This window comes from Rhodococcus sp. HM1, assembly GCF_023218075.1.
Lineage (GTDB): Bacteria > Actinomycetota > Actinomycetes > Mycobacteriales > Mycobacteriaceae > Rhodococcus.
Window position 1 is genome coordinate 13,435 of the sequence record NZ_JALPTB010000025.1, and the last position, 26,195, is coordinate 39,629.

Here is a 26,195-nt window from a genome sequence, read left to right on the forward strand (position 1 = left end):
CCTGTCGCCCACAGCGGTCCGAGCCTGTCACCTGCGCAGCAACCGGGTGAGCAGGCGCCGCCCTTGCCCGAGCGAGACGTCGGGAAGGTAGGCGCGTCCGACCGCGACGCCGATCGCGGGCAGCGCGGCGGGATCCGGGAAGACCATGTACAGGGGCCGGTACTCGGGCTGGAACTTGGACTTGAACGCGAGCAGCGACCGGAACCCGTAGACCGGTTCGAGGGTGCGCCCGAGCATCTCGAGCAGCGCGTCGAGTGCCGTGCGGTCCACCGCGTCGGTCCGTCCGGCCGCGGCCAGGGGCGCACCGGACAGGCTCAGGTACTCGAGTCCCTCCTGCTGGGCAGACAACGCGGCCGACGCGATGAGGAACTCCATCGATGGGCGGAAACCGTCGGAGCGACGCCGCATGAAGTCGAGGGTCAGCGCGACGACGGTGCCGTCGCGGTAGACCGGCATCCACGAGGTGATGGCGTGGACGTGCCGGTCGCCGTCGATCGCGAGCAGCAGCCGGACCTCGGGGTCGCGGAGTTCCTCGAGACCGCCGAGCGTGAACCCCATCTCCGGCAGGCCCTTGTCGGCGACCCATTCCTCGGAGATCGCCACGATCTGCTCGACGACGGCCAGCGGCGCGTCGTGCAGGGTCGTCCATTCGGCGGTGACGCCGTCCTTGCGGGCCCGGTTGAGGGCGGTGCGCACGTCCTGGAACTTCTTGCCGGAGAAGGCCAGCCCTTCGAGCCGGATCACGGTTTCCTCGGCGACCTGCAGGCACGTCCAGCCGTGCTCGCGGGCGATGGCCGCGGTGGGCTCGCCGACCGAGTACAGGCACGGGGTCCAGCCGTTCTCGGCGCAGTACGAGGCGAATTCGTCGACGGCGGCGACGAGGGTGTCGCGGTCGCCGATCGGGTCGCCGGTGGTGAGCGCGACACCGGAGTGCACCCGGTAGGCGACGGCGTGCCTGCCGTCGGAGGAGAACCAGTAGTGGTTGCCGCCCCAGGTGGTCATCCACGACAGGGACGATCCGCCGGGCGAGTGCAGCAGTTCGCGGACGCGTCGCTGCGCGTCGGCGTCGTAGCCGAGCGCCGGCACCTGGAAGCTGCGCAGCATCAGCCCGCAGAACACCGCCCACACCAGGACGCCGACCCACTCGAACAGCAGGGTCGCGGCGGACGTGAGCGGCAGCACGGGCGGTTCGAACAGCTGGAGGTAGACCGGCGGGATCAGCCGTCGCGGCATGTCCCGCAGCAGGGTCCATGCTCCCGGATCGCGATCGAAGCCGTCGGCGAGCAGCGATCCGGCGCCGACGTAGACGAGTGCGGCGACCACGACGGCGCCGAGTGTGCCCAACCACACGGGGGCATAGGTGCCGCGTGGGGCACGGACCTGGAACAGTCGTCGGCTCCCCAGCAGCAGCACGAGGATCGCGACCAGCGCCAGCAGCGGGGCCAGTTCCATGTACACCGAGCTGTGCCGATGCTGCCCGTACAGCAACGACCGGGTCGCGTCCTGCTCGGTGGTCTCGGCGACGAGGCTCGCGGCCGCGACCGCGATCAGCGCGACGTGCGCCCACACCGACAGCAGCCACCCGGCGCGTCGTCCCCGGCGCAACCCATCCGCGGACACGAGCAGCACGATCGACGGCATCAGGTTCATCACCAGCGGTCCGAGCCCGGACAGCCGCAGCGCCTGCTGTCCCTTGCGGCATTCGTCGTGCAGCGCCGGGTCGGCACACACGTCCACCAGTTCGCGCGCCGAATAGGGGACCTGGTCGAACAGCATCCGCAGCGCCGAGAGCGGTCCGATCGCGTGCGGAGAGAACGCGGCCAGCACGGGACCGAGCACGCTCGCGGCCACGACCAGCGCGACCAGCGTGCGTTGCTCGCGGACGGTGCCACCGAGCGCCGGGCCCCGCGCGGAGCGTCCGCACAGCCACGGCCCCAGAACCACGCCCGCCACCGCCGCGCACAGCCGCGTCACGTCCTGCAGGTGCCCGGCGAACAGGGCGGCCGTCACCAGGAACACCAGCACGAGCGTCCGGATCCGTCGGCGCCACAGGGTGTTCATCACCGAGGTCGACGCGAGCAGCGTACCCAGGACCCAGGGGACTGGATCCTCGATCACATGACCGTGAAGTTCGAGGCCCCACGTGTTCGGGACGGTCGACACGACCCACGCGATCAGCAGCGCCAGCGCCGAACCGATGCCCTGCGTCACGACCGCGGCGGCGGCGAACGGCACGCTGCCGATGCGATTCTCCGTCGGTACCGCCACCGCCAGGATCACGACGGTCACCAGCAGGTACTCGACGATGCCGGACGCGAACAGGCCCGAGGTCCACAGCACCCACACATGTCCGCTCTCGAAGCTCGCCACCCCCGACGACACCCATCGCGCGAGATCGGGGGACGGTCCGTGCCGGAGGGCGCCGGTCAGGATCCCGAGCAGCCACAACGCGGCCAGCAGCACGAGCGATACCGGTGCGCGGCGCAGTGCTCTCGCTGCGCGCCCGGCGGGCCCGTCGAGCACCCGCCGCGCGGTCACGAGGTGAGACCCAGTCGCCGGCTCAGCCACGGCATCTCCTTCTCCAGTGCGGCGGACCACAGTGAAAACGTGTGTCCCCCTGGCAGTTCCGTCAAGTGCACGTCCATACCGGCCGCGCGTGCCGCGGCGGTGAGCTGCTCGACACCCGCACGGTACTCGCGGTCGTCGAGACCCACCACGAACGCACCCGCGCTGTCGGGATAGCGGTTGTGTGCAAGCAGATCCGCCGGGTTGTTGCGGGCGAAGGCCGCGTCGTCGCCGCCGAACGCCTCCTGCACGGTGCGGGCGCGATCACCGAGGGTGGGCTCGGCCTGTCCGGAGATGTCGAGGAAGGTCGGATACACGTCCGGCCGGAGGGTCGCGAGTTGCAGCGCACACGTACCGCCGTAGGACAACCCGCCGATCGCCCACGCCCGCGGCTCCTGGTCGATCTGCAGGTTCTGCTTCACCCAGGCGGGCACGTCCACGGTCAGGTACGACGCGGCGTTGCCCAGTCGCGAATCCATGCACAGCGGATTGGCGAACTGCCCGCCGGTGCCGTCCGCGACCACGACCACGGGTGCGAGCCCGTCGTGTTGCGCGGCGAACGCGTCCATCGTCTGTGTCAGCCTGCCGCCGACCAGCCAGTCGTCCGGACTGCCGGGCTGCCCCGCCAGCAGGACCAGAACCGGAAGTTCGGGGCGAGGATCGGTGAAATAGGCCGGGGGCAGGTAGATCCGCGCTTCACGTGCGGGGAACCCGGACGTTGCGGCGGGGATCGGTGCAGACACCACGGCACCGGTGGAAGGCATGTCGGGCGGCGGTGACCACTGCGCCGAGAGTGGCGTGCCCGTGACAGTCGTCGCGGTGCGGGCCTGCGCTTCGGTGAGCGGAACGGTGCGGAACACGGACAGGCCCAGTGCGGATCGCACGGTCGGATAGGCGTCGAAGACGAGGTTGATCTGGCCTGCCGCCGCGGTGGCGACCAGTGCCGCCGCGACGACGAGGCCCACTGCAACCGGGATGTGACGGCGCTCCCGGCGCCGGAACAGCCATCGGCCGATCAGCAGCGCGACGGCCAGGACGGCGGTCGCGGACCATGCGTACACGGCGTGCGGCAAGGGGTCCGGGAACGGTCGCCACACCTTCTCGATCAGCAGCGCCGCGAGTCCGACCAGAACCAGCGTCGCCGCGATCGCGCCGGGGATGCCGACGACGGTCCAGCGTCGACTCCTGCGCGCCACGAGTACCGCGATCCCGACCACGGTCAGACACCAGAACGTCACGGCCGCTGCGGTGGTGATCAGCTGTACGTCGAGCATCGCATCGGCGATACCGGACCAGGACATGATCATCAGTATGCGCGAGTGCCCCCGCACCGAACCGTCATCGCAGATAGTGGTCGTATGGAATCGGTACCGGAGGACTGGGAACGCGGACTGGTGATCGCGGCGCATCCCGACGACATCGAATACGGCGCGGCCGCGGCGGTCGCGCGATGGACCCGGCAGGGAAAGGACATTCGCTACGTGCTGGCCACCAGCGGCGAAGCGGGCATCGCCGGCCTGCCTCCGGAGGAGTGCGGGCCGCTGCGCGAAGCGGAGGAACGGGAATCGGCGCGGATCGTCGGTGTCGAGCAGGTCGAGTTCCTCGGTCACCGCGACGGCACACTCGTCGCCGGACCGGATCTGCGCCGCGACCTCGCCGCCGCGATTCGGCGGCACCGCCCGCACATGGTGGTAACCGGCAATTTCGGGCTCACCTGGTTCCCGGGGATTCTCAACAGCGCCGACCATCGTGCGCTGGGGCTCAGCGTGCTCGACGCGGTCTCCGACGCCGCCAACGAGTGGATCTTCCCGGAGTTGGCCGAACAGGGACTCGAACCGTGGACCGGGGTGCGATGGGTCGCCGTCAACACCACGATGCCGACGCACGCGGTGGACGTCACCGACACGGTCGAGGTCGCGGTGGCCTCGCTCGCCGCGCACCGGCGTTACCTCGAGGCATTGAGCGATGTGCCCGTCGAGGAACAGGCGCAGGCTCAGGTGGCGATGGCGTCGGGGCCGCTGCCGGGGTTCGACGCCACCCACGCCGCCGGATTCGAGCTGTACACGTTCGGCTAGGGAACGAACACGCAGCCGGCGTCGGGCACGGCCTCGATGTCGACGGGCAGGGGTCCGACGCGCTCGCCGTCGGCGTAGGCGGTGATGCCGGGGCAGTCGAGCCGCACCGACCGCGCCCGGTACACCGTCACCTCGTCGAGGTCGACGTGGGTGCCGCGGTAGACCGTCGGGAACAGGCGCAGCAGCCGCGACCGGCTCGCGGAGGTCACCACGACCACGTCGAACAGGCCGTCGTCGAGCCGCGCGTTCGGTGCGATCCGCATCCCGCCGCCGTAACTCGACGCGTTGCCCACCGACACCATCGTGGCTTCGGTGTCGAAGGTATTGCCGTCCAAGGTGATTCGATAGGGAAGCAGTCTCAGGTTCGCGAGTTCGGCCACGGTCGCCGCGTTGTAGCGCAGGTGCCCGCGCGGCCACCGCATCCGATTCGCGCGGTCGGTGACCAGGGAATCGAACCCGCTGGCGAGCACCGTGCCGAACCACAGCGGCCGGAGCCCGACCGGCGTCGCGCGCCCGAGATCGATCGTCCGGGTACGGCCGCCGACGATCACGTCGGCGGCCGCGACGGGATCGGTGGGGATGCCGAGCGCGCGCGCGTGGTCGTTGCCGGTGCCGGCCGGTACGATGCCGAGCGGAATTCCGGTGCCGGCTGTCGCCTGCCACGCCAGGAACACCAGGCCATCGCCGCCGATCACCACCAGCGCGTCGGTGCCGTCCGCGACGGCCCGCGCGGCCAGTTCCGAGGATTCGGCGGGGGAGTCGCCGGCGATCTCGGTGACGACGAACCCGCGCTCGCGCAGGCGGTGCAGGGCTGCGGCGCGGACGTGTGCGGACCGCCGGTCGCGGGCGGCCGGATTCGTGAGTGCGGTGACGGTGCCGGTCACCCGATCAGCTTCCCAGGACTGAGGATTCCGCGAGGGTCGATCGCGTTCTTCACCGCGGCGAGCACGTCGAGTCCCAGATCGCCGACTTCCGCTTCCAGCCACGGCAGGTGGTCGCGACCGACCGCGTGGTGATGGGTGATTGTGCCGCCCGCCGCGACGATCGCGTCGCCCGCGGCGCGCTTGGCCCGCGACCACTGCGCGATCGGGTCGTCGGACTGGGCGCACACCACCGTGAAATACAGCGAAGCGCCGGTCGGATAGGTGTGGGAGATGTGGCACATCACCAGCGGCGGTGTGCCCTGCGCGGTCAGGTCCGCGGTGAGCGCCTCGGTGACGGAGGCGCGCAGGGACAGCAGGTTGGACCAGGTCGTCGCGGTCTCGAGGGTTTCGGCGAGCGCCCCGACCCGCAGCAGGGCGTCGCGCAGATGCGGTGCGTCGAACCGGCCGTGCTGCCAGGCGCGGGCCGGACCGTCGCCCAGATCGGTGCCGCCGGACGCCGCGAGCAGCGCCGCGACCTCGGCGGCACGGGCCCGCACGTGCGCTTCGCTGCCCTCGACGGTGGTCACGGCGAGGCAGCCGCCGGGAGCGTCACCGCCGATGTTCTCGTGCAGTGCGAGATTCATGCCGGTTTCGGCCTCGTCCGACAGCCGGAGCACCGTCGGCAGGGCGCCGGTCCCGGCGAGTGTGCGCAATGCCGCCGCGCCGGTCGCGAAATCGGGAAACGACCACGCCCGGAACGCGGTGGTCGCGGGCACGGGGTGAATGCGCACCCCCACCTCGGTGACGATGCCGAGCGTGCCCTCCGAGCCGAGGAACAATCGGCGCAGGTCGGGACCGGCCGCGGACGCCGGCGCCCGTCCGGCGCGCAGTGTGCCGCGCGGGGTGGCGACGACGAGATGGTCGACCATGTCCTCGAACCGCCCGTAGCCGGCCGACGCCTGGCCCGCCGAGCGGGTGACCGCGAAGCCGCCGAGAGTCGCGTGCCGGTAACTCTGAGGGAAGTGACCGAGCGAGAAGCCGTGCGCGGCCAGCAGCTGTTCGGTCTGCGGTCCGGTCGCGCCGGCCTGCAGGGTCGCCAGACCGGACACCGGATCGAGGCTCGTCAGCGCGGTCAGGCGGCGCAGATCGACCGTGACCACCGCTTCGAACCGCCCCCGCACCGGATCCACGCCGCCGACGACGCTGGTGCCGCCGCCGAACGGGACCACCGCGATCGCCTCCGTCGAGCAGTAGGAGAGCACGGCGACGACCTCCTCGTGGCTGCCCGGGAACAGCACCGCATCCGGCGCGTCCTGCTCGGCGCGGCTGCGTCGGCGCAGAAGGTCGAGGGTGCTCTTGCCGCCCGCGTGCCGCAGCCGCGTCCGGTCGTCGTCGGCGAAGTGGTCGCGGCCGACGATCCGGGCGAGTTCGTCGCGGTGTTCGGGGCGTAGCCGGCCCGGACTCAGTCGCACGTCGGCTTCGGGGAGGACGCGGTCGCGTCCGGTGTCGACGCCGAGTGCCTGTTCGAGCAGGTCGAGGACCCGCGCGGAGAGTTCGATGCGGCGGTCCTCGGTTCCCCACGCGTCCCACGCCATCGTCGGCGCTTCGTCGGGATGTTGCGGGGTGAAAGGCGCGTTCATGGGTTACAGTTTTACATACGATGTCGATCCGTAACGATGATTCGAGAACCGCAGGTCCGCGCGAGCCCGCCAGGATCGAGGACCAGATCCTCGACGCCGCCTACTCCTGCATGCTCGACTTCGGTTTGCGGCGGACGACGCTCGCCGAGGTTGCCCGCCGCGCGGGGGTCAGCCGCCCGACCGTCTACCGCCGCTGGCCCGACACCCGCGCGATCGTCGCGGACCTGCTCACCCGCGAGATCCGGCGCGTCGTCCCCGACGCGGCCGGCGGTGGCCCGGCGCGGACCCGGCTCGTTCGGGCGGTCGTGACCACCGCCGACGCGATCGGCGCCCATCCGCTGTTCCGGAAGATCGTGAACACCGACCCGGACGTGCTCACCACCTACATCGTCGACCGGCTCGGCACCAGCCAGCGCATGCTGCTCGACACCCTGACCGCCGGCATCGTCGAGGGGCAACGCGACGGATCGATCCGCGAGGGCGAACCGCGGCGGATCGCCGTGATGGTGCTGCTCACCGCGCAGTCGGTGGTCCAGTCGGCGCGCGCGGTCGCCGACACGACACCCCGCGAACAGTTGCTGGCCGAACTCGGCCACGCGGTCGACGCCTATCTGACCCCCACCCAGGGAGGACCACCGTGACCGGACTCGGACCCGGCGCGCTCTCCGCGGTGCGCCGCCGCCGCGACCTGGACCGGCTCGCCGACAACCCCACCGTCGACGTGCTGGTGATCGGCGGCGGGGTGACCGGCGCCGGGGTCGCACTCGACGCCGCCGCCCGCGGGCTGAGCGTCGTCCTCGTCGAACGTCACGACCTCGCGTTCGGAACCAGCCGGTGGAGCTCGAAACTCGTCCACGGCGGACTGCGCTATCTCGCGACCGGCAACGTCGGGATCGCACACGAGAGCGCGGTCGAACGCGGCATCCTCATGACCGTCACCGCCCCGCACCTGATCCGGTCGATGCCGCAACTGGTCCCGCTGCTGCCGTCCCTCGGCCGCGCCGAGTCCGCGCTGGTCCGGGCCGGTTTCCTCGCCGGGGACGCGCTGCGCGCGGCGGCCCGCACTCCCGGGACGCTGCTGCCGCGGTCGCGCCGGGTCGGAGCGGCCCGTGCCGCCGCCCTCGTCCCCGCGGTGCGTCGCGACGGACTCCGCGGCGGGCTGCTCGCCCACGACGGGCAACTCGTCGACGACGCCCGGCTCGTCGTCGCGCTCGCCCGCACCGCCGCGACCTTCGGTGCGCGCATCCTCACCCGCGTCTCCGCGTACGCCGCCACCGCCGAGACGGCGGTCCTGCACGACGAGATCACCGGCGGAGACCTGACGGTGCGGGCCCGCGCGGTGATCAACGCGGCGGGGGTGTGGGCCGGCCACGTCGATCCCTCGATCGCGCTGCGCCCCAGCCGCGGCACCCACCTGGTCCTCGACGCGGCCGCCCTCGGGCACCCTTCCGCGGCGCTCACCGTTCCCGTTCCGGGCGCGACCAACCGGTTCGTGTTCGCCCTGCCCGCCCAGCTCGGGCGGATCTACCTCGGCCTCACCGACGAGGACGCCCCCGGCGACATCCCCGACGTCCCGCACGCGACCGACGGCGAGATCGACTTCCTGCTCGACACCGTCAACTCGGCGCTCACCACCGCGCTGACCCGCGACGACGTGCTCGCCACCTATTCCGGGCTGCGTCCGCTCCTGCGCACGCCCGACGGGGACGGTGCCACGGCGGACCTGTCCCGCAAGCACGCGGTCGTCCGCGGCGAAGGCCGTCCGATCGGCATCGTCGGCGGCAAGCTGACCACCTACCGGAAGATGGCGCAGGACGCGGTGGACGCCGCCGTCGCCGCCACCGGATTGCCGGCCGGGCCCTGCAACACCCACCGGATAGCGCTGGTCGGGGCGGCGGACCGGACGGCGCTGTCCCGGCTGTCGGCGCCGGTGTCCCTGGTGAGTCGCTACGGGACCGAGGCGGCGTTCCTCGCCGCCGATCCCGCGGGACTCGCGCCCGTCGCTCCCGGCCTGGACGTGTGCCGCGCCGAACTCGAGTTCGCAGTCACCCACGAGGGGGCACTCGACGCCGACGACATCCTCGACCGGCGTACCCGCATCGGCCTCGTCCCCGCGGACCGGGCCGCGGCGCACGACGCGGCACTGTCCGTGCTCGCCGAGCACGGCCTCGCCTGACCGGTCCCGGCCGAGCGGCCCGCGCGATGTGACAGGCTGGTGCGATGCGAGTTGCGGTGGTGGCCGGACCTGATGCCGGACATGCGATCCCGGCGATCGAACTGTGCCGGCGCCTGGCGGAGGCGGGGGACGATCCGATCCTGTTCACCGGCGAGCGCTGGCTGGGTACCGACCTGCCCGGCGTCACGTTCGCGCTGCTCAAAGGCCTGGATCCGCGGCCGGGCGACGACGACGCCGACGCCGGCGCCAAGCTCCACGCCCGCGCCGCGCACATCGCGACCGAGATCCTGCCCGACCTGAGCGCGCTGCTGCCGGACCTGGTCGTCTCCGACGTCATCACCGCCGGAGGCGGCATGGCCGCCGAACGGCTCGGCATCCCCTGGATCGAGCTGTCCCCGCATCCGCTGTACCTGCCCTCACGCGGCCTGCCGCCTATCGGCAGCGGTCTCGCGCCCGGTCGTGGGATCCGCGGCCGGGTCCGGGATGCCCTGCTGCGTCGCATGACCGCCCGCTCCGTGCGGCAGGGCGAACGCGAACGCGGCGCCGCGCGGATGGGCATCGGCCTGCCCGAAAAGGACCCGGGACCCGCCGCGCGCCTGATCGCGACCCTGCCGGCGCTCGAGGTGCCGCGACCCGATTGGCCCGCGAACGCGCACCTCGTGGGTCCGCTGCTGTGGGAACCGACCGAGACCGTGCTGGCCCCACCCCCCGGCACCGGCCCGCTGGTGATGGTGGCTCCGTCCACGGCGACCACCGGTGTCGTGGGCATGCTCGACGCCGTGTGCACCGCTCTGGACGGAACCGGGATGCGTGTCGCGGCGACCATGCTCGACGGAGCCGACGGGGAACTGCCGGACTGGGCGGTCGCGGGGCGGGGCCGCCAGGACCTGCTGCTCGGGCAGGCCGACGTGGTGGTGTGCGGCGGCGGTCACGGGATGCTCGCGAAGGCGCTGAGTGCCGGAGTGCCCGCGGTGATCGTGCCCGGGGGCGGCGACCAGTGGGAACTGGCCAACCGGGCCGCCCGGCAGGGCAGCGCGCTGGTGGTGCGGCCGCTCGACCCCGTGGCTGTGCTCACCGCGGTCGAGACGATCCTGAGCGAGAAGCGTTTCGCTGCGGCGGCCCGCAGTGCCGCAGCGACCGCGAGCCGGGTCGAGGATCCGGTGCAGGTCTGCCGGACCGTGGCTACTGCCTGAGCCCGACCGCTTCGACGCGACCGGCCGGCGCCCACTACCGTGGGCGGGATGCGATTGACGGAATTCCACGAGCTCGTCCGGATCGAATTCGGGCAGCTCCACGGCGACGCGTTGCTCCGCGACCACGTGATTCTCTCGCTCGGCGGTCTCACCCCCGCCGAGGCGATCGAAGCAGGTCAGGAGCCTCGAGAGGTGTGGCGGGCCATGTGCGAGGAGTTCGACGTTCCGCCCTCACGCCGGTGACGCGACGAGCCGGAACGCACCGTTCGAACAATTGTTCGCCTATGCTGGTGTCGTGCACGGTGGCGTAGTTGTCCACAGGCGTCGGATCCATCCACAGATCCGGCGGCTCACCGGTCGCCACGACGAACTTGTCGGTACCGGGCTCTAACGTCGTCGACAACAAGACGAGATTCGATGAAGGGGACCACGATGGCAGCACAGGCACACGACCGCGAGAAGGCGCTCGAGCTCGCCCTCGCGCAGATCGACAAGAGCTTCGGCAAGGGCTCCGTGATGCGACTGGGGGAGGAGGCCCACCAGCCGATCGCGGTGATTCCGACGGGATCGATCGCGCTCGACGTCGCACTCGGTATCGGCGGTCTGCCGCGCGGCCGCGTGGTCGAGATCTACGGTCCGGAATCCTCGGGTAAGACGACGGTCGCGCTGCATGCGGTGGCCAACGCGCAGGCCAACGGCGGCATCGCGGCGTTCATCGACGCCGAGCACGCGCTCGACCCGGAGTACGCCCGCAAGCTCGGTGTCGACACCGACGCACTGCTGGTGTCCCAGCCGGACACCGGTGAGCAGGCGCTCGAGATCGCGGACATGCTGATCCGCTCCGGCGCGCTCGACATCATCGTGGTCGACTCGGTCGCGGCGCTCGTGCCGCGCGCCGAGATCGAGGGCGAGATGGGCGACAGCCACGTCGGTCTGCAGGCCCGCCTCATGAGCCAGGCGTTGCGCAAGATGACCGGTGCCCTCAACAACTCCGGCACCACCGCGATCTTCATCAACCAGCTGCGCGAGAAGATCGGCGTCATGTTCGGCTCGCCCGAAACCACCACGGGCGGTAAGGCTCTGAAGTTCTACGCCTCCGTCCGACTGGACGTGCGGCGGATCGAGACGCTCAAGGACGGCGGCGACGCCGTCGGTAACCGCACCCGCGTCAAGGTCGTCAAGAACAAGGTTTCACCGCCGTTCAAGCAGGCCGAGTTCGACATCCTCTACGGTCAGGGCATCTCCAAGGAGGGCTCGCTCATCGACATGGGTGTCGAGCAGGGCATCGTTCGCAAGTCCGGATCCTGGTACACCTACGAGGGCGACCAGCTCGGCCAGGGCAAGGAGAACGCGCGCAAGTTCCTGCTCGAGAACACCGACATCCGCGACGAGATCGAGAAGAAGATCAAGGAGAAGCTCGGTATCGGCGCCGTGGTCACCGACGAGGCCGAGGAAGCCGCCGACTTCTGACGCACGCCTGCGGCGGGGGGCGGGCACGGTCGACGACCGGGCCCGCCACCCTGGCATCATGGCCGCCATGACCGTGCGGCCGATTCGATTGTGTTTCTTCGGTGATTCGTTCGTCGCGGGAGTCGGTGATCCCGCGCACCGCGGTTGGGCGGGTCTGCTCGCCGAGTGCGCTCGGCCGGCGCTCGGCGACGTCGATGTCACCCGGCCGGCGCTCGGCGACGTCGATGTCACCCGGCCGGCGCTCGGCGACGTCGATGTCACCCGGCCGGCGCTCGGCGACGTCGATGTCACCGTCTACAACCTCGGGGTCCGCCGCGACACGACCGCCGATGTCCGGGCCCGCTGGCTCGACGAGGCCCGCCGTCGCTTCCCGGACGGGTGCGACAATCGCCTCGTCCTCTCGTTCGGTGTCAACGACACGACGTTGCTGGACGACCCGGCGCAGCAAGAGGATTCGACGCGGGTGCCGCCCGCGGATTCGGTGACCAACCTCACCGCGATCCTCGACGACGCCCGCGCGTGTGGCTGGCCGGTGTTCGTCGTCGGTCCGCCACCGGTTGCCGACGAGCAGCAGAATGCACGCACCCGGCGCCTCGACGGGCTGTTCGCCGAGGTGTGTGCCGAGCGGAACGTGCCGTACTGCCCGGTCTTCGAGCACCTTCACGGCGACACCGCGTGGATACGGGAAGCGGCTGCGGGGGACGGCGCGCACCCGTCCGCGCAGGGATACCGCGACCTCGCCGACGTCGTACAGGGGGCGTGGATCACGTGGATCCGCTCGGCCGCCGCTGTCGGTGGGGCCCGCTAACGTGCCGGACATGGACGATCCCACGACTCCGGACCCGCACTCGGCCCCCTCATCCGGGCGGGGCCGTCGACGTCCGCGCCCGGAACCCGGAGGAGGCACGGAGGCGCAGGCCAAGGACGTGTGCCTGCGCCTGCTGACGGACCGGGCACGCAGCCGTGCCGAACTGGCCACGAAGCTCGCGGAGAAGGGGTTCACGGCCGAGATCGCCGAGCGCACCCTGGACCGGCTCGCCGCGGTGGGCCTGGTCGACGACGCGGACTTCGCGCAGCAGTGGGTCCGGTCCCGGCACCTGTACGCCGGCAAGGGCAAACGCGCGATCGCACTCGAACTGCGGCGCAAAGGAATCGGGCATCAGGATGCCGCGGAGGCGCTGGACCAGATCGACAGCGACGACGAACGCGAGCGCGCCGTCGAGCTCGTACGCAAGAAGCTGCGCACCCAGCCGCCGCTGCCGACCGAGGGTGATCGACGCGAGATCGCCGCCGAGCGGGACAAACTCGTGCGCCGGCTGGTCGGCATGCTGGCGCGACGAGGCTATTCCCAGGGTATGGCGTTCGACGTGGTGCGCAGTGAACTCGCCGAGTTCGGCTCCGGCACCGACGGTCTCGCGGACGTCTGACGCGGTCCGGTCACCGCCGCGCGGGTCGCGTCACGGTTTCTGCTCGCCGGTGATGTCCATGCCGGGAACCGCCATCACCGGGATGGTTTGCGGCTCTTCGGGTGTCACGGCGCCCTTCTTGCGGCGACCGGCCCGCAGCTGCTTCTCGACCCGGGTGGCCAGTACCGTCAGCGAACTGTTCAGCACGATCATGATCGCGGCGACCACCAGCAGCGACGGCAGATAGTTGCCGAAGGCCGCGCCGAGCTGCTGACCGGACCGCACCACTTCGACGTAACCGATCAGATAGCCGAGCGCCGAATCCTTCAGTGCCACCACCATCTGCGAGATGATCGCCGGCAGCATCACCGTGACGGCCTGCGGCAGCAGGATCAGGCGCATGACCTGGTTCTTTCGCATACCCAGGGCGCTCGCCGCCTCGGTCTGCCCGCGTGGCAGGGACCGGATGCCGGCGCGCACCAGCTCCGCGATCACCGAGCCGTTGTACAGGGTCAGGCCCGTGACCACCGCGGCGAGCGCGAGATAGGACGATTTGAACACCCGGTATTCGGCGAAGATCTGGTACAGGAAGATCATCAGGATCAGCACCGGCACCGCCCGGAACAGTTCGACGATGGTGCCGCTCACGAGGCGCACCGAGCGATGATCGGACAACCGGCCGATGCCGAGCACGAACCCGAGAATCAGCGCGAACACGATGGAGAGCGCGGCGGCGATCAGGGTGCCGCGGATACCGGGCAGCAGATAGGTCGTCCACGACGTCGACTCGAGGAACGGATCCCATTTGGCCGCGGTCAGCTGCCCCTTGCTGTCCAGGGCGCGGTACACCACGTACCCGGCAGCGACGAGCAGGACGACGACGAGCGCGGAGATCGCGTGGTAGGTCGCGCGGGCCCGCGGGCCGGGCGCGTCGTAGAGGACGGTTGCGCGGGCGCTCATCGGGCCACCTCGTAACGCTTTCCGAGCCAGCCGAACAGCAGGCCCATGGGAAGGGTGAGAATCACGAAGCCGAGCGCGAAGATCCCACCGACGAGGAAGATCGCGGCTTCGGTCTCGATCATCGACTTCATCAGGAGCGAGGCCTCGGCCACACCGATCACGGAGGCGATCGTCGAGTTCTTCGTCAGGGCGATCAGCACACTGCCGAGCGGAGCGATGACGGCGCGGAACGCCTGGGGTAGGACGATCAGCCGCAGATTCTGCGCGAACGTCAGGCCCAGCGAGCGGCCCGCCTCCGACTGCCCGACGTGGACGGTGTTGATGCCGGACCGCAGTGATTCACAGACGAATGCCGCCGTGTAGACGCTGAGGCCGAGAACTGCGAGCCGGAAGTTGTTGTCCACCAAGAAGGTCGGTGAATCGGTCGGTGCGAGCGCGACACCCAGGGTCTGCGAGAGGCCGAACAGGCAGAACAGGATGATCAGCGTCAGCGGCGTGTTGCGGAAGATCGTCACGTACGCGGCTCCGACCGCCCGCGCGACCGGGATGGGGGAGACCCGCATCGCGGCGAGAATCGTGCCGAGAATCAGGGCGGCGATCGCGGACAGAACGGTGAGCTGGATCGTGGTCCAGAACGCCTCGAGCAGTTGACTGCCGTACTTGTTCAACAGATCCACTGGTGGACTCCAGGATTCGATGGACGAGACTGTGCGACGAGCTCGCACCCGAGCTGCGACGCGGGCCGGACGATCCGCCCCGAACGGGCTGTGATCGTCCGGCCGCGACCGGATCAGTAACGATCGATGGTCGGCTGCTCCGGAACCGGTAGGCCGGAGGCGCCGACCGTGGACTGGAACGCAGCCTCCCACGCTCCGGAATCGAGCATCGACTGGATCGCGTCGTTGATGCGGGCCCGCGACTCCTCGTCGCCCTTGGCGAGACCGATCCCGTAGTTCTCGGTGGTGAACGGTTCACCGACCACCTTGAACTCACCCGGGGACTGCGCCGCGTAGCCGGCGAGGATGATCGCATCGGTGGTCAGCGCATCGACCGCGCCGTTGCGCAGCGCCTCGACGCAGGCCGAGTACGTGTCGAATTCCTGCAGCTGCACGTCCTGCGCGTACTTGTCCTTCACGTTCTGCGCCGGGGTCGAGCCCGCAACCGAGCACAGCTTCTTGCCGCCGTTGAGCGATTCGGGTCCGGTGATGTCCGTGTTGTCCGCCCGCACGAGCAGCGACTGCCCTGTGACCATGTACGGCCCGGCGAAGTCGACCTTCTCCTTGCGAGCATCGGTGATCGAGTACGTCGCGACGATGTAGTCGACCTCACCGTTCTGGATGAGCGTCTCGCGCTGCGCGGACGGTGCCTCCTTGAACGTGATGTTCTCCTCCGAGACACCGAGCTGACCGGCGACGTACTTGGCGACCTCCACGTCGAAACCGCTGAAGGTGCCGTCCGGGTTGCGCAGTCCGAGCCCCGGCTGGTCGAACTTGATGCCGATCGTGAGATTCCCGGCCTGGGCGGACTCGAGGGCGCTGCGCTGCTCCTCGCCGCCACACGCGGTGGCGGCGAGCGCAACGGCGAGCGCGCCGAGGCCCAGGCGGACGGTGCGGGACAGTTTCATTCGGACTACCTCCAGTGATCGGGGCTGACGGGTCAGTGGCTGAGGATCTTGCCGAGGAAGTCCTTCGCGCGATCGGACTTCGGGGCGGTGAAGAAGGTGTTCGGGTCGGTGTCCTCGACGATCTGCCCGTCCGCCATGAACAGCACGCGGTCGCCGGCCTTGCGGGCGAAACCCATCTCGTGGGTGACGACGAGCATCGTCATGCCGTCCTTCGCGAGGGAGGTCATCACGTCGAGCACCTCCTGGACCATCTCGGGGTCCAGCGCGGAGGTGGGCTCGTCGAACAGCATCACCTTGGGGTTCATCGCCAGGGCGCGGGCGATGGCGACGCGCTGCTGCTGGCCGCCGGACAGCTGGGCCGGATACTTCTCGGCCTGATTGGCGATACCGACCCGCTCGAGCAGCGCGAGCGCATCCTTCTTCGCCTCGTCCTTCTTCTTCTTGCGGACCTTCAGCGGCGCGAGCATGACGTTGTCGAGGATCGTCTTGTGGGCGAACAGGTTGAACGACTGGAACACCATGCCCACGTCGGCACGCAGGGCGGCGAGTGCCTTGCCCTCCGCGGGCAGGACCTTGCCGTCGACCTCGATCCGCCCGGAATCGATCGGTTCGAGCCGGTTGATGGTGCGGCACAGGGTGGACTTGCCGGAACCCGACGGCCCCAGCACGATCACCACCTGGCCGCGCGGGATCTCCAGATCGATGTTCTGCAGCACGTGCAGGGACCCGAAATATTTGTTCACGTTCGCCATCGAGATCATCGACGGCGTGGAGGTCTTCTCCATATCGACAGCCTCTGGTGCCATGTCCAGGACCCTATGCGGTGGCAGGCACGCAGGACCGGATTTTGAGGCACGACGCGCGGCAGGAAACGGAACTTTTGCGACACGGGTGCGGGCTGCGGCCCGACCAGGGCAGATACGGCGCGGTTCTGGGCCTGAGCTACCCTGAGACGTGTCATTGATCGACGATGAAACCATCTCCGACTCCCCGGCCGGCGCCCGAACGTACGAAGTTCGCACGTACGGCTGCCAGATGAACGTGCACGATTCGGAGCGACTGTCCGGTCTGCTGGAGGAGGCGGGCTTCGCGAAGGTCGCCCCGGGCGGCTCGCCCGACCTGGTCGTCTTCAACACCTGTGCGGTGCGGGAGAACGCCGACAACAAGCTGTACGGCAACCTGAGCCATCTGCGTCCGGTCAAGGACGAGAACCCGAACATGCAGATCGCGGTCGGCGGCTGCCTCGCCCAGAAGGACCGCGACATCGTCGTGAAGAAGGCGCCCTGGGTCGATGTGGTGTTCGGCACCCACAACATCGGCAACCTGCCGGCGCTGCTCGACCGCGCGCGGCACAACCGCAAGGCCGAAGTGGAGATCCTCGAGTCGCTCGATGCGTTCCCGTCGACCCTGCCGGCCAAGCGCGAGTCCGCCTACGCCGGGTGGGTATCGATCTCCGTCGGCTGCAACAACACGTGCACCTTCTGCATCGTGCCGTCGCTGCGCGGCAAGGAGGTCGACCGGCGGCCCGGCGACATCCTGGCCGAGGTCCAGGCACTCGTCGACGAGGGCGTGCTCGAGGTGACGCTGCTCGGCCAGAACGTGAACTCGTACGGCCGCTCCTTCGCCGATCCGGACCAGCCCCGCGACCGCGGCGCCTTCGCTTCGCTGCTGCGCGCGTGCGGGCAGATCGAGGGTCTCGAGCGCGTCCGGTTCACGTCGCCCCATCCGGCGGAGTTCACCGACGACGTGATCGACGCCATGGCGCAGACTCCCAACGTGTGCCCCCAGCTGCACATGCCGCTGCAGTCCGGCAGCGACCGCATCCTGCGCGCGATGCGGCGCTCGTACCGCAAGGAGAAGTTCCTCGGGATCATCGAACGGGTGCGCGCCGCGATGCCGCACGCGGCGATCACCACCGACATCATCGTCGGATTCCCGGGCGAAACCGAAGAGGACTTCCAGGAAACCCTCGACGTGGTGGAAAAGGCCCGTTTCACCAGTGCCTTCACCTTCCAGTACTCGAAGCGTCCGGGTACCCCGGCCGCGGAGATGGACGGCCAGCTTCCCAAGGCGGTCGTGCAGGAACGCTACGAACGGCTGATCGCGCTGCAGGAACGGATCACCCTCGAGGAGAACCGCAAGCTCGTCGGCACCGAGGTCGAGTTGCTGGTGGCCGCCGGGGAAGGCCGCAAGGACGCCGAGACCGCCCGCATGAGCGGCCGCGCCCGCGACGGCCGGTTGGTGCACTTCCGCCCCGAGGGGAACATCGACGGTGCGGTGCGTCCCGGCGACATCGTCACGATCGTCGTCAGCGATGCGGCCCCGCACCACCTGGTCGCCGACACCCCGATCCTGACGCACCGCCGCACCCGGGCGGGTGACCACTTCGAACAAGGACGTATGCCCAAGACCCCGCCGATCGGCGTGGGACTGGGACTGCCGAAGATCGGGGTTCCCGAACCCCTTCCGACACAGATGGGATGTGACGCATGAGCGCCGCACACGACGACGGCGCGGACGACCCGATGGACGAGGTCCTCGGGGACCTCGAACAGGCCGAACGCAAGATCGCGAGCGAGATCGATCCCGGCGCGCGGGCGGTCGTCGTCGCCGTCGGCGTTCTGCTCCTGCTCGGCTCCTTCAGCCTGCCGCACGCCGGAGCCGCCAACGGCTGGGAGATCCTGTCGTTCGGGCAGGACGCCGTCGCCGAGGACATCGCGCTGCCGTCACGCATCTTCGTGTGGCTGGCATTGGTCTTCGGCGGGGTGTGCTCGATCCTGGCGTTGCTCACCCGCAAGTGGGTGCTCGCGTGGCTGGCCCTGGCCGGATCCGCCGTCTCCATCGTCTTCGGCATGCTGTCGATCTGGACCCGGCAGACGCTGCCCGTCGAGTCGACGGCCTCCGGGCCGGGCATCGGCCTCGTCCTCGGATGGTTCGCGGTCATGCTGCTGACCTTCCACTGGACGCGGGTCGTGTGGGCGCGCACCTCGCTGCAGCTCGCGGCGGAAGCGGAGCTTCGCCGGGCCGCCGCCGAGGAGGAGCGCAGGGCCGAGGAGGAACGCAAGGGACTGTTCGGCACCGACGACAACCCGTAACGACCCCGCCCTTCGGCCTCCGGCTCACAGCCTCCGGCATCAGGACAGAAAACCCCGCGTCACCGTCTCCGGTGATGCGGGGTTTCTCTGTCTGTGACTGCGGTCAGCGTTCGCCGATGGCACCCTCGGCCGCGTCGGCCCATTCGCGCCACTGCTGCGCCTGCGCGAGTGCCTTCTCCGCGTCCTTCGCGCGTCCGGCCGCGGTCGCCTTCGCGGCCTGCTCCTCGAACTGACGCACCCGCTCCCGGAACTGCGCGGCGCGAGCCAGGGCTTCGGGGTCGGTGCGGCGCCATTCGGACTCGGCGGCCTCGTGCACCCGCTTCTCGATCGCCCGCAGGCGGGACTCGAGATCGTGCATCCGCTCGCGCGGAACCTTGCCGATCTGCTCCCACTTGTCCTGCAGTTCCCGCAGCTGCGCGCGGGCGACGTCGATGTCGCCGGACGGATCGATCGAGGCGGCGGCGAGCAGCGCTTCCTTCGCCCGCGCGTTCTCCTCGAACTCCGCGTCCCGCTCGGCGCTCGCGGCGTTGCGGGCGGCGAAGAACACGTCCTGCGCACCCTTGAAACGCTTCCACAGCTGGTCGTCCGCCTCGCGGGGCGCCCGCCCGGCCGCCTTCCACTCGGTGAGCAGATCCCGGAACGCCGCGGCGGTCGCACCCCAATCGGTGGAATCTTGCAGCGCTTCGGCGCGCGCGACGAGTTCCTCCTTGCGGGCTTTCGCGGCGGCTCGTTCACGGTCGAGTTCGGCGAAATGCGCACCGCGGCGGCGGTTGAACGCCTCGCGGGCCTTCGAGTAGCGCCGCCACAGCGCGTCGTCGACCTTGCGGTCCACGCCCCGGATGGTCTTCCACTCCTCGAGGATCTCCCGCAACCGGTCGCCGGCGGCCTTCCACTGGGTGGACTCGGCGCCGATCTTCTCCGCTTCCGCAGCGAGCGCCTCCTTGCGGGCCGTGTTCTCCGCCCGCTGGTGCTCCTTCTCGTGCTTGGCGGCCGTCGCGGCCTTCTCCGAGTCCGCGACGATCGCCGCAAGACGCGCGGCCAGCCCGTCGAGGTCGCCGATCACCGCGGCGGTCGGCAGCGACTCCGCCAGCGCTTCCGCGGCGGCTCGCGTCTTCTTCGCGTCGCCGGAACCCGACGCGAGCCGGGACTCGAGGATCGCGACCTCGGTCGCAAGATCGTCGAAGCGGCGCCCGAAGTGCGCGAGACCCTCGGCCGCGTCACCGGCCTGCCACGAACCGATGCACCGCTCGCCTGCGGAGGTCACCACCCATGCGGTGCCGTCCTCGTCCACCCGGCCGAACAGACTCGGGTCGCTCGCGGGCACCGCCGGGGCCGCCGCATGCACGTGCGAGGGCACCGGATGCGGTTTCGGGGTGTGCTCCGCGCCGGGACGCGGCGCACCGGGCGTGGGCGCCGGCTTCGGGGCCGCGGGTGCCGGCACGGCACCGGATTCTCGAGTTGCGCTCGTGTCCTGTGCGTTGGGGTCGGTCATCGGGTCCTCATCTCTGCCGCGCGGCACGGCTGCCTGGTCGCATGGCTCATCCGTAGGTCCGCCGCGGGGTCACCCGCGACGACGTCCGCCCACTATTGAAACAGGTCGCGCCCTCGCGGGGCGCCCGGTCCGGTCGACTACCGTGGCTCGTGTGCTGACCGCTGCGGTATTCGTGCCGTCCCCGCCCCTCCTCGTGCCCGAGCTGAACGGCCTTGCCGCGAACGAGACCGACGAGCTGCGCAGCGCCGCGCTCGCCGCTGTCTCCGAGATCGGCGACTGCACCGACTGGGTCGTCGTCGGGACCGGCCGGGCCGTCGAACGGATCGCGGCGACGGCATCCGGCACGTTCCGCGGCTACGGCGCCGACGTCCGTGTGGGCCTCGGCCCCGACGCGACCGGTGAGGCCGATCCGGAACTGGCGTTGCCCGCGCTGATCGCCGGATGGCTGCGCGGCCGGGCGGCCCCCGGTGTGCGCGCGGAGGTCCACGTCGTGCCCGTCGACGCGGGCCGGGACGAGTGCACCGGGCTCGGGCAGCGGCTGCGGGCCGAGCTGGACGAGGGTGACAAACGCCGTGGGCTGCTGGTGATCGCCGACGGGGCCGCGACCCTGACCGCCAAGGCACCGGGTGCGTTCGACGCGCGTGCCGAGGCCGTCGAAACCGACCTCGCTGCCGCACTCGCCGCCGGGGATCCGTCGGCGCTGGCCGCGCTCGACCCGGACCTGTGCGCCGGGATCGTCCTCGACGGACGCGCCGCCTGGCAGGTTCTCGCCGGTGCGTTCACCACGGCACCGAGTGCGGTGAAGATCGTCTACCGCGGCGCGCCGTACGGGGTCGGCTATCACGTCGGGACGTGGCGACCGTGAGCGCGACCGTTCCCGTCGCCGTCGTCGGCCCGACCGCCACCGGCAAATCCGACCTGGGCCTGGACCTGGCGTGCGCGCTCGGCGGCGAGATCGTCAACATCGATGCCATGCAGCAGTACCGGGGTATGGACATCGGTACCGCGAAGCTGACCGTCGCCGAACGCCGGAGCATTCCGCACCACCAGCTCGACGTGCTCGACGTGGTCGACACCGCCACCGTCGCCCGCTACCAGGAGGCCGCCACCGCGGACATCGAGGCGATCCGTGCGCGCGGAGCCGTCCCCATCATCGTGGGCGGCTCGATGATGTACGTGCAGGCCCTGCTCGACGACTGGGCGTTCCCGGCGACGGACCCGCAGGTCCGCGCGAAGTGGGAGGCGGTGCTCGCCGAGGGCGGTCTCGCCGCCGTGCACGCCGCGCTGCAGCAGGCCGACCCGGTCGCGGCCGCGACGATCCTGCCGACCGACGGGCGCCGCATGGTGCGGGCGCTCGAGGTGGTCGAGCTGACCGGCCGGCCGTTCGCGGCATCGCAACCGCAGCGGGGGGAGCCCCGCTGGGGCACGGTGATCCTCGGGGTGGACCGCGAGACCACCGAACTCGACGAGCGCATCGCGCGGCGCACCGACCTGATGTTCGAGCGCGGACTCGTCGACGAGGTACGCGGACTGCTCGACCACGGGCTGCGCGACGGGGTGACCGCGAAACATGCCATCGGCTACGCCCAGGTGCTCGAGTACCTCGACGGCGACTGCGACCTCGAGCATGCCCGCGAGCGCACTTTCATCGGCACTCGCCGGTACGTCCGCCGGCAGCGATCCTGGTTCCGCCGCGATCCACGGGTCCACTGGCTCGACGGCGCCGACCCGGACCTGACGGCCGCGGCCCTGCGCGTCGTGGGCGCGACGAGCGGCTCGATAAGCTGACCGGCATGGAGTTCAGCAAAGGGCACGGCACCGAGAACGATTTCGTGATTCTTCCCGATCCGGACGCCCGGCTGGACCTCGCGCCGGAGCGGGTCGCCGCCCTGTGCGACCGTCGCCGCGGTCTCGGCGCCGACGGCATTCTGCGGGTCGCTCGGGCCGGGGCGCTCGTCGAGCGCGGCGTGCTCGCGGAACTGCCCGACGGTACCGGCGCCGACGACTGGTTCATGGACTACCGCAACGGCGACGGTTCGATCGCCGAGATGTGCGGCAACGGCGTCCGGGTCTTCGCGCACTACCTGTGCGCCCAGGGTCTGGAGAGCCGCACCGACTTCGTGGTCGGCAGCAGGGCCGGGGGCAAGCCCGTGCAGGTGCATGCGGCCGGCCCGGTCGACGGCGAGGTCACCGTCGACATGGGTGTCGTCCGCGAGCTGGGAGAGTCCGCCGCGACCGTCGAGGGCCGCGTGTACAAGGGTCTGGGCATCGACGTCGGCAATCCGCACCTGGCATGCGTCGACCCGCAGTTGGCGGGCACCGGCCTGGCCGCGCTCGACCTGTCCGCGCCCGGTTACGATCCGGGCTTCTTCCCGCACGGCGTCAACATCGAGTTCCTCACCCCCATCACCTCGGGCGCGGTCGAGATGCGCGTCCACGAGCGGGGCGTGGGGGAGACCCGGTCGTGCGGCACCGGGACCGTCGCCGCGGCGATGGCCGCGCTGCGCTTCGACGGCGCCGACTCCGGCCGCGTCCAGGTGCGGATCCCCGGCGGCACTGTGGAGGTGCGGATCGAGGACTCGCGCGCGTCCCTGCGCGGCCCGTCCGTGCTGGTCGCGACCGGAACCATCGCCGATTCCTGGTGGGCGGCCCTGTCCTGAGATCCGGCGGGTCCGCCCCGGATCCCGGCGTGTCCGCGATGCCGGGAAAAACTCGAATGCACGGACTCCGGTGGCGTGGGACCATGGATCTTGTATGACGAACACACAGCGTATGACGAAGACACCGCGCAACGGGGAGTCCGTGACCGAGGACCGCACCGAATACGACGGATGGACCACCGACGACCCGTCGGTCGGAGAGATGCAGCTCGAGGATCGCAGTGCACTGCGCCGCGTCGCCGGTCTGTCCACCGAACTCGAAGACATCACCGAAGTCGAGTACCGCCAGCTCCGCCTGGAGCGAGTGGTGCTCGTCGGCGTGTGGACCGGCGGAACCGCCGCCCAGGCCGAGGCGAGTCTCGCCGAGCTCGCCGCACTCGCGGAAACCGCGGGTTCCGAGGTTCTCGAGGGCCTCATCCAGCGTCGCGACAAGCCCGACGCCGCGACCTACATCGGCTCCGGCAAGGCCGACGAGCTGCGGCAGGTCGTCCTCGCGACCGGCGCCGACACCGTCATCTGCGACGGTGAACTCACCCCGGCCCAGCTCACCGCACTGGAGAAGGTCGTCAAGGTCAAGGTCATCGACCGGACCGCCCTGATCCTCGACATCTTCGCCCAGCACGCCACCTCCCGGGAAGGCAAGGCGCAGGTCTCGCTCGCCCAGATGGAGTACATGCTGCCGCGACTGCGCGGCTGGGGTGAATCGATGTCCCGGCAGGCCGGTGGCCGTGCCGGCAGCAACGGCGGCGTCGGTCTGCGCGGCCCCGGTGAGACGAAGATCGAAACCGATCGCCGTCGCATCCGCGAACGCATGGCGAAGCTGCGCCGCGAGATCAAGGCGATGAAGGCGGCCCGCGACACCAAGCGGACCCGCCGGCTGCGCAACCGCATTCCGTCGGTGGCGATCGTCGGATACACCAACGCCGGCAAGTCGAGCCTGCTCAATGCGCTGACCGGCTCCGGGGTTCTGGTGCAGAACGCCTTGTTCGCGACCCTCGATCCGACCACCCGGCGCGCAGCGCTGCCGGACGGGCGCGAGTTCGTGCTGACCGACACCGTCGGATTCGTGCGGCACCTGCCGACCCAGCTCGTCGAGGCGTTCCGTTCCACCCTCGAGGAAGTCGCGGACGCGGATCTGCTGATGCACGTCGTCGACGGATCCGACCCGATGCCTACCGAGCAGATCAAGGCGGTCCGCGAGGTCGTCACCGAGGTGCTGCGCGAATCCGATGCGCCCGCGCCGCCGGAACTGATCGTCGTCAACAAGATCGACGCCGCCGATCCGGTGATGCTGATGCAGCTGCGCGGGCTGCTTCCGGACGCGATCTTCGTGTCGGCACGCACCGGCGAAGGTCTCGACGAGCTGCGCGACCGGGTCGCCGGACTGCTCGAGGATCCGGACGTCGAGGTCCAGGTGATGCTGCCGTACACGCGCGGAGACCTGCTGGCCCGCATCCACACGGACGGGCAGATCCTCGAATCCGCGCACGGCGAGGACGGCACGCGCGTCCACGCCCGCGTACCGAAGGCACTGGCCTCGGCCTTGGTCGAGTACGCCGCCTAGTGCGGACGGGGGTGGGGGCCGCGCCGGTCGCGGTGACGGTTCTGCTCGCGGCGCTCACGGGGACGATCGTGCTCGCGGTGCTCGCCGCACCGGCACCGGCGAGCGCCCAGGCGCAGGACGTGCCGATCGCGGACGTGCAGGAGGGGGTGTTGTGCATCCCGTCGGACGCCGGACTCGCGGAACTTTCCGGACTCGCGATGCTCGACGGCCGCCTGTTCGCGGTACCCGATGCGGGGGCGGACGAGTCGGTCGTCGAACTCGGTGACGACTGCTCGGTCGTGCGCCGCATCCCTGCACCGGTCGACCCGTACGACGTGGAAGATCTTGCGGCCGGACCGGATCGGCGGCTCTGGCTGTCCGACACCGGCGACAACACAGCACGCCGGGAGACCGTCGCGCTGATCTCCCTCGACCCCGCCACCGGTGCCGGTGACCTGTACCGGATGACCTACCCGAGCGGCGCCCGCGATGGTGAGACCCTGCTCATCGGTCGCGACGGCGTGCCCTTGTTCGTGTCGAAGGCCTTGTTCGGTGCGAGCACCGTCTACCGGCCGGCGGACGGGAAGACCCTCACGGATCTCGCGTCGCCCGGCCCGAATCCGCTCGAGGAAGTCGGTGTGCTCCGGCTCGGACCCACCGACACCCCTGGAGGACCGCTCGCCGGCGGATCGTCGACCCTGATCACCGGCGGTGCGGTCAGCGCCGACGGCACGGTCGCGGCCGTGCGCACCTACACCGACGTGTATCTGTTCCATGCCCCGGACGGTGACCTCGTGGCGGCGCTGGCCGGGGGCCCGCAACTGCGCATCCCGGTCGCCGGTGAGCCGCAGGGGGAAGCGGTCGCGTTCACCCCGGACGGTGATCTGCTCACGGCGTCCGAGTCGAACGGCGGTCCGCTGCCGCAGATCCGGGTGTGGCGCGGGGTGACCGGCCTCTTTGCGGCGCCGGAAACCGCCGAGTCCGGCACGAGCAGTGTCGCGGTCGCCGAAGCCGCCGCGGCAGCCGGCGCGGCGGTGGTTCTCGCGGCCGCGGCGGGCTGGTGGTGGCGCCGCCGACGCCGACCGGCTCGCGGCCGGCCGGCCTCGCGCCGCTGACATCCGGTCAGGCGTCGAGGTCGGCGACCACGAGTTCCGCGATCTTCGCCAGTACGGCGTCGTCGTCGCAGCTGACGGTGACGGCCGTTCCCTGGGTGGCGCCGAGCGTCATGATCATCAGCGCGGAGCCCGCGTCGACGGGTTCGCCGCCGTCGACCGCGAGGGTGACGGGAACACCGGCCGCGACGACGGCCTCCGCGATGATCCCGGCGGGACGGGCGTGCAGGCCGATGGACGAGCCGACGGTGACGGTGGTGCTGGACATGGGATCTCCTTCGATCGGTCGAGTCGGGGTTGGGCCGAGTCGGGGTTGGCTGG

Annotated in this window: 25 protein-coding genes; 15 read left to right on the plus strand and 10 right to left on the minus strand. The window is 70.6% G+C overall.

Features of this window, described 5'->3' with window-relative positions:
- Window positions 1-27 precede the first annotated feature (27 nt).
- Window positions 28-2,487, minus strand: a complete 2,460-nt coding sequence (locus tag M1M07_RS14695) for a DUF2156 domain-containing protein (RefSeq protein WP_307846240.1) — start codon at window positions 2,485-2,487, stop codon at window positions 28-30.
- A gap of 47 nt (window positions 2,488-2,534) precedes the next feature.
- Window positions 2,535-3,866: an alpha/beta hydrolase family protein gene (locus tag M1M07_RS14700; protein WP_197252583.1), complete on the minus strand. Its 1,332-nt coding sequence runs from the start codon at window positions 3,864-3,866 to the stop codon at window positions 2,535-2,537.
- A 57-nt stretch (window positions 3,867-3,923) separates the two neighbouring features.
- On the opposite strand from M1M07_RS14700, the gene M1M07_RS14705 reads away from it, so the two are divergent.
- Window positions 3,924-4,640: a PIG-L deacetylase family protein gene (locus tag M1M07_RS14705; RefSeq protein ID WP_248674737.1), complete on the plus strand. Its 717-nt coding sequence runs from the start codon at window positions 3,924-3,926 to the stop codon at window positions 4,638-4,640.
- Here M1M07_RS14705 and M1M07_RS14710 read toward each other — a convergent pair.
- Both M1M07_RS14710 and M1M07_RS14715 read right to left on the minus strand, forming a co-directional pair.
- A complete protein-coding gene (locus M1M07_RS14710; protein WP_248674738.1) occupies window positions 4,637-5,524 on the minus strand; it encodes a diacylglycerol kinase in 888 nt (295 codons plus the stop codon). The two genes, M1M07_RS14705 and M1M07_RS14710, sit on opposite strands and share 4 nt — an antisense overlap.
- Window positions 5,521-7,143, minus strand: a complete 1,623-nt coding sequence (locus tag M1M07_RS14715; protein WP_248674739.1) for an FAD-binding oxidoreductase — start codon at window positions 7,141-7,143, stop codon at window positions 5,521-5,523. Before M1M07_RS14715 ends, M1M07_RS14710 begins: the two co-directional genes overlap by 4 nt.
- A gap of 20 nt (window positions 7,144-7,163) precedes the next feature.
- On the opposite strand from M1M07_RS14715, the gene M1M07_RS14720 reads away from it, so the two are divergent.
- The 7 genes from M1M07_RS14720 to recX all read left to right on the plus strand — a co-directional run bounded on the left by M1M07_RS14720 (window position 7,164) and on the right by recX (window position 13,409).
- The gene (locus M1M07_RS14720; RefSeq protein WP_197252587.1) at window positions 7,164-7,784 is read left to right on the plus strand and encodes a TetR/AcrR family transcriptional regulator; all 621 of its coding nucleotides are present in this window, start codon (window positions 7,164-7,166) and stop codon (window positions 7,782-7,784) included.
- Window positions 7,781-9,319, plus strand: a complete 1,539-nt coding sequence (locus M1M07_RS14725) for a glycerol-3-phosphate dehydrogenase/oxidase (RefSeq protein WP_248674740.1) — start codon at window positions 7,781-7,783, stop codon at window positions 9,317-9,319. The genes M1M07_RS14720 and M1M07_RS14725 overlap by 4 nt, the downstream gene beginning before the upstream one ends.
- 44 nt (window positions 9,320-9,363) lie before the next feature.
- Window positions 9,364-10,512 carry a glycosyltransferase gene (locus M1M07_RS14730; protein ID WP_248674741.1) on the plus strand — a complete coding sequence of 383 codons (1,149 nt, stop codon included), beginning with the start codon at window positions 9,364-9,366 and terminating at the stop codon, window positions 10,510-10,512.
- 48 nt (window positions 10,513-10,560) lie between these two features.
- Window positions 10,561-10,755, plus strand: a complete 195-nt coding sequence (locus M1M07_RS14735) for a DUF3046 domain-containing protein (protein ID WP_197252590.1) — start codon at window positions 10,561-10,563, stop codon at window positions 10,753-10,755.
- 189 nt (window positions 10,756-10,944) lie between these two features.
- Entirely contained in the window at window positions 10,945-11,982 is a 1,038-nt protein-coding gene (recA, locus tag M1M07_RS14740; RefSeq protein WP_197252591.1) for a recombinase RecA, read from the plus strand.
- A 58-nt stretch (window positions 11,983-12,040) separates the two neighbouring features.
- Window positions 12,041-12,790, plus strand: a complete 750-nt coding sequence (locus tag M1M07_RS14745) for a GDSL-type esterase/lipase family protein (protein WP_248674742.1) — start codon at window positions 12,041-12,043, stop codon at window positions 12,788-12,790.
- A 10-nt stretch (window positions 12,791-12,800) separates the two neighbouring features.
- Complete coding sequence (gene recX / locus M1M07_RS14750) at window positions 12,801-13,409, plus strand: recombination regulator RecX (RefSeq protein WP_248674743.1); 609 nt, start codon at window positions 12,801-12,803, stop codon at window positions 13,407-13,409.
- A 30-nt stretch (window positions 13,410-13,439) separates the two neighbouring features.
- On the opposite strand, the gene M1M07_RS14755 is transcribed toward recX, so the two are convergent.
- The 4 genes from M1M07_RS14755 to gluA form a co-directional block, all read right to left on the minus strand.
- Window positions 13,440-14,348, minus strand: coding sequence for an amino acid ABC transporter permease (locus tag M1M07_RS14755; protein ID WP_248674744.1), 909 nt, complete (start codon window positions 14,346-14,348; stop codon window positions 13,440-13,442).
- Window positions 14,345-15,025: an amino acid ABC transporter permease gene (locus M1M07_RS14760; protein ID WP_197254697.1), complete on the minus strand. Its 681-nt coding sequence runs from the start codon at window positions 15,023-15,025 to the stop codon at window positions 14,345-14,347. The genes M1M07_RS14755 and M1M07_RS14760 overlap by 4 nt, the downstream gene beginning before the upstream one ends.
- Window positions 15,026-15,138: 113 nt before the next feature.
- Window positions 15,139-15,972: a glutamate ABC transporter substrate-binding protein gene (locus M1M07_RS14765; RefSeq protein WP_197254695.1), complete on the minus strand. Its 834-nt coding sequence runs from the start codon at window positions 15,970-15,972 to the stop codon at window positions 15,139-15,141.
- A gap of 32 nt (window positions 15,973-16,004) precedes the next feature.
- Window positions 16,005-16,733 (minus strand): glutamate ABC transporter ATP-binding protein GluA, encoded by a 729-nt coding sequence (gluA, locus tag M1M07_RS14770; RefSeq protein ID WP_248674766.1) that lies wholly within the window; start codon window positions 16,731-16,733, stop codon window positions 16,005-16,007.
- A gap of 193 nt (window positions 16,734-16,926) precedes the next feature.
- On the opposite strand from gluA, the gene miaB reads away from it, so the two are divergent.
- Together miaB and M1M07_RS14780 are read left to right on the plus strand one after the other, a co-directional pair.
- Window positions 16,927-18,465, plus strand: coding sequence for a tRNA (N6-isopentenyl adenosine(37)-C2)-methylthiotransferase MiaB (gene miaB / locus M1M07_RS14775; RefSeq protein ID WP_248674745.1), 1,539 nt, complete (start codon window positions 16,927-16,929; stop codon window positions 18,463-18,465).
- Window positions 18,462-19,067: a hypothetical protein gene (locus M1M07_RS14780; RefSeq protein ID WP_197254693.1), complete on the plus strand. Its 606-nt coding sequence runs from the start codon at window positions 18,462-18,464 to the stop codon at window positions 19,065-19,067. Before miaB ends, M1M07_RS14780 begins: the two co-directional genes overlap by 4 nt.
- A 103-nt stretch (window positions 19,068-19,170) precedes the next feature.
- Here M1M07_RS14780 and M1M07_RS14785 read toward each other — a convergent pair whose 3' ends face one another.
- The gene (locus M1M07_RS14785; RefSeq protein WP_197254691.1) at window positions 19,171-20,559 is read right to left on the minus strand and encodes a DUF349 domain-containing protein; all 1,389 of its coding nucleotides are present in this window, start codon (window positions 20,557-20,559) and stop codon (window positions 19,171-19,173) included.
- 151 nt (window positions 20,560-20,710) lie between these two features.
- Here M1M07_RS14785 and M1M07_RS14790 point away from each other — a divergent pair, with 151 nt between their 5' ends.
- The 5 genes from M1M07_RS14790 (at window position 20,711) to M1M07_RS14810 (ending at window position 25,877) form a co-directional block, all read left to right on the plus strand.
- Window positions 20,711-21,424, plus strand: coding sequence for a hypothetical protein (locus tag M1M07_RS14790; protein WP_197254689.1), 714 nt, complete (start codon window positions 20,711-20,713; stop codon window positions 21,422-21,424).
- Window positions 21,421-22,347, plus strand: a complete 927-nt coding sequence (gene miaA / locus M1M07_RS14795) for a tRNA (adenosine(37)-N6)-dimethylallyltransferase MiaA (protein ID WP_197254681.1) — start codon at window positions 21,421-21,423, stop codon at window positions 22,345-22,347. The genes M1M07_RS14790 and miaA overlap by 4 nt, the downstream gene beginning before the upstream one ends.
- Before the next feature lie 5 nt (window positions 22,348-22,352).
- On the plus strand, window positions 22,353-23,219 hold the full coding sequence (dapF, locus tag M1M07_RS14800; RefSeq protein ID WP_197254679.1) for a diaminopimelate epimerase: 867 nt from the start codon (window positions 22,353-22,355) through the stop codon (window positions 23,217-23,219).
- Between the two features lie 112 nt (window positions 23,220-23,331).
- Window positions 23,332-24,783 (plus strand): GTPase HflX, encoded by a 1,452-nt coding sequence (hflX, locus tag M1M07_RS14805; RefSeq protein ID WP_197254721.1) that lies wholly within the window; start codon window positions 23,332-23,334, stop codon window positions 24,781-24,783.
- Window positions 24,784-24,794: 11 nt separating this feature from the next.
- Window positions 24,795-25,877, plus strand: coding sequence for a hypothetical protein (locus M1M07_RS14810; protein ID WP_248674746.1), 1,083 nt, complete (start codon window positions 24,795-24,797; stop codon window positions 25,875-25,877).
- Window positions 25,878-25,884: 7 nt separating this feature from the next.
- Here M1M07_RS14810 and M1M07_RS14815 read toward each other — a convergent pair whose 3' ends face one another.
- Complete coding sequence (locus M1M07_RS14815; RefSeq protein ID WP_197254677.1) at window positions 25,885-26,142, minus strand: HPr family phosphocarrier protein; 258 nt, start codon at window positions 26,140-26,142, stop codon at window positions 25,885-25,887.
- Window positions 26,143-26,195 lie beyond the last annotated feature (53 nt).

Bases quoted from the DNA above. Each gene is read 5' to 3' on its own strand.
- recA (WP_197252591.1), top strand. From the start codon at position 10,945: ATGGCAGCACAGGCACACGACCGCGAGAAGGCGCTCGAGCTCGCCCTC.
- M1M07_RS14765 (WP_197254695.1), bottom strand. From the start codon at position 15,972: ATGAAACTGTCCCGCACCGTCCGCCTGGGCCTCGGCGCGCTCGCCGTT.
- M1M07_RS14720 (WP_197252587.1), top strand. From the start codon at position 7,164: ATGTCGATCCGTAACGATGATTCGAGAACCGCAGGTCCGCGCGAGCCC.
- M1M07_RS14700 (WP_197252583.1), bottom strand. From the start codon at position 3,866: ATGTCCTGGTCCGGTATCGCCGATGCGATGCTCGACGTACAGCTGATC.
- recX (WP_248674743.1), top strand. From the start codon at position 12,801: ATGGACGATCCCACGACTCCGGACCCGCACTCGGCCCCCTCATCCGGG.
- hflX (WP_197254721.1), top strand. From the start codon at position 23,332: ATGACGAAGACACCGCGCAACGGGGAGTCCGTGACCGAGGACCGCACC.
- M1M07_RS14735 (WP_197252590.1), top strand. From the start codon at position 10,561: ATGCGATTGACGGAATTCCACGAGCTCGTCCGGATCGAATTCGGGCAG.
- M1M07_RS14755 (WP_248674744.1), bottom strand. From the start codon at position 14,348: ATGAGCGCCCGCGCAACCGTCCTCTACGACGCGCCCGGCCCGCGGGCC.
- M1M07_RS14745 (WP_248674742.1), top strand. From the start codon at position 12,041: ATGGCCGCCATGACCGTGCGGCCGATTCGATTGTGTTTCTTCGGTGAT.
- M1M07_RS14785 (WP_197254691.1), bottom strand. From the start codon at position 20,559: ATGACCGACCCCAACGCACAGGACACGAGCGCAACTCGAGAATCCGGT.
- M1M07_RS14780 (WP_197254693.1), top strand. From the start codon at position 18,462: ATGAGCGCCGCACACGACGACGGCGCGGACGACCCGATGGACGAGGTC.
- M1M07_RS14705 (WP_248674737.1), top strand. From the start codon at position 3,924: ATGGAATCGGTACCGGAGGACTGGGAACGCGGACTGGTGATCGCGGCG.
- M1M07_RS14715 (WP_248674739.1), bottom strand. From the start codon at position 7,143: ATGAACGCGCCTTTCACCCCGCAACATCCCGACGAAGCGCCGACGATG.
- M1M07_RS14730 (WP_248674741.1), top strand. From the start codon at position 9,364: ATGCGAGTTGCGGTGGTGGCCGGACCTGATGCCGGACATGCGATCCCG.
- dapF (WP_197254679.1), top strand. From the start codon at position 22,353: ATGGAGTTCAGCAAAGGGCACGGCACCGAGAACGATTTCGTGATTCTT.
- gluA (WP_248674766.1), bottom strand. From the start codon at position 16,733: ATGATCTCGATGGCGAACGTGAACAAATATTTCGGGTCCCTGCACGTG.
- M1M07_RS14815 (WP_197254677.1), bottom strand. From the start codon at position 26,142: ATGTCCAGCACCACCGTCACCGTCGGCTCGTCCATCGGCCTGCACGCC.